Genomic DNA, 2,083 nt, shown 5'->3' with positions numbered 1-2,083 from the left:
TGGCGTGGGTCTCCACGACGGACCCCGCGCCCTCGCCCTCGCAGACGCGCATGACGACCGTACGGGGGCCGGGCGCGGTGAAGACGGCGCGGACCGGTACGACGATGCGGCCCGCCACCTTGAAGGACACGTCGACGGTCAGGGCGTCCGGACCGCCGTCCACCGCGCCGGCCGGGTCGCCGGGGGCGTCCACCACGGTCAGATCGGCGAACGCGTACGGGTGCAGCCACGCTCCGTGCCACGGATCGAGCCGGTTCGCCACCACGTCCTCCGGCTCGCAGGCGCCCACACCGGTGTAGACGGCCGTCAGAGCGCGCGCGGGCTCGGGCCGGGGCGGTACGACCGGTGCGTCCAGGGGCTCCTCACCGCCCACCGAACGGCGCAGGTGGGCGTGGTAGCCGGGGTTGGCGGCCACGAGCGTGTCGTAGCCGCGGGCGGCGTGGTCGAAGGCGGCGGCGAGTCGCTCGTCGCGCAGCAGGGTCATGCGGTCTCCGTCGGGGGAAGGTGCGGCGTGGCACGGAACACCGGTGGACGCGGTGCCGGGGGCGGGTCGTAGGGGCGCCGGGGCAGGCGGGGCAGTTCCAGGGCGGAGCGCAGCATCGGCCGGACGGGGGTCCGCAGGCCGATGCACAGGTCCTCGTGCGGGCGGGTGTCCCCGTCGAGGAAGCGCAGCAGACGTGCCATGGGCACGCGGGTGAAGAGGCGGCCGAACAGGTCCGGGCCGTCGGCCCGGCCGCTGTCGAGGGCGCGCAGCAGGACGGCGTCCATGACGCGGTGGCGCGCCGGGTGGGCGGCGGGCGGCACGGGGCGGCGGCCGCGGCGCAGGGCGTCGGCGACGGCCAGGGTCTGGCGTTGCAGTCCGGCGAAGGTGTAACCGGTGGCGGGGCGGGTGGCTCCGCCGGCGGCGCCGATGCGGAAGACCGAGGCCCCGGTCTGCCGGGCGATCGGCGCGTCGGTCATCGGGATGACTCCGGTCTCGGTGGCCAGGACCTGCCGTTCGCCGAGCCGCAGCACCTCGTCGGCGTAGTGCCGCACGGCGGCCTCGTAGCGGTCCGGGGCGAGGGTGCGCCGGGAGAACTCGGTGTACTCCACGAGCGCCTCGCACGGCCCGGTCGGCAGGACGTAGCCGAAGGACAGGCCGTGGGCGGGCTGCGGGGTGCGGAAGTCCATCAGTTCGACGGCGGCCGGGTCGAAGACGGGCCGTGCGGTGCGCACGAACCAGCCGTGGAAGTGCTGGAGCAGGGTGGTCCGGGCGGCCGGGAGGCTGCCGAGGGGGCGTGAGTCGAACACCCAGCGGGCACCGAGCGTCCGCGCCCGTCCATCTGTGTCCCTCAGGTGGACGAGCGCGCCACCGGGCACGTCCTCCACCGTTTCGACGGTGGCTTCCAGGCGCCGCACGTTGGGGCTGCGGGCCAGGTCCCGGGAGACGAGGCGCTCGAAGTCGTCGGAGCGGATCATGCGGTACCGCAGCGGGTCGATGTCGCCCTCGACCGGGGCTCCGGTGCGCGGGCGCACCCTCAGCCGCCGCCACTCGGCCCGCACCGCCGCGTCGAACCGCCCCGTTCCCGGCGTCCAGTGGCACCACGTCCGCGGGGGCGGCCGAAGCGGGCCGGGCGGCGCGTCCACCAGCACCACGGACGGTGTCCGCAGGCCGGGGATGTGTCCGGCGAGCCGGTGGGCCAGCGACAGCCCGGCGGCGCCCGCACCCACGACGGCCACGTCCGTGTCCGGCACGGCGTCTCCTCTCCTCGGTGTACTTCCCGCGAGTCCTCGGTGTACTTCCTTCGGTGTACTGCCTCCGGTCGCGGATCGTCGCGGTCCCGACGGGTGCCCGAACCGGCCGTCGGAGGGCACGCCGCGCCCGGCCCGGTATCGCGGATTGTGTACCCCGGCGGATGCAGGGCACCCCTTGGCGGCGAGCGGCCGGGCGCCGGACGCGGCACGCTGGGGGCGGGTCCCCGCTGGTCCCGGCGATCGCGTGGGGCGTTCACGGGTCCGTCCGCGCGCAGGCGGACGGGTGACGGCACGACGGGTACGAACACGACGGAGGGACACCGGGATGCGGCCTGTCCACGCGAAGCAC

2 protein-coding genes are annotated in these 2,083 nt (G+C 75.8%); both read right to left on the bottom strand.

What is annotated here, in order from left to right:
* The coding region (locus H5J33_RS32550; RefSeq protein WP_258565567.1) for a DUF5914 domain-containing protein at positions 1–484 on the bottom strand (484 nt) is incomplete at its 3' end.
* Entirely contained in the window at positions 481–1,734 is a 1,254-nt protein-coding gene (locus H5J33_RS32545; RefSeq protein ID WP_181798317.1) for a lycopene cyclase family protein, read from the bottom strand. The genes H5J33_RS32545 and H5J33_RS32550, both read right to left, overlap by 4 nt.
* Positions 1,735–2,083: the final 349 nt, after the last annotated feature.

Source organism: Streptomyces sp. WELS2, assembly GCF_013870595.1.
Lineage (GTDB): Bacteria > Actinomycetota > Actinomycetes > Streptomycetales > Streptomycetaceae > Streptomyces.
Note: the sequence above shows the minus strand (reverse complement) of the source record. Positions and strands in the feature narration are given on the sequence as shown.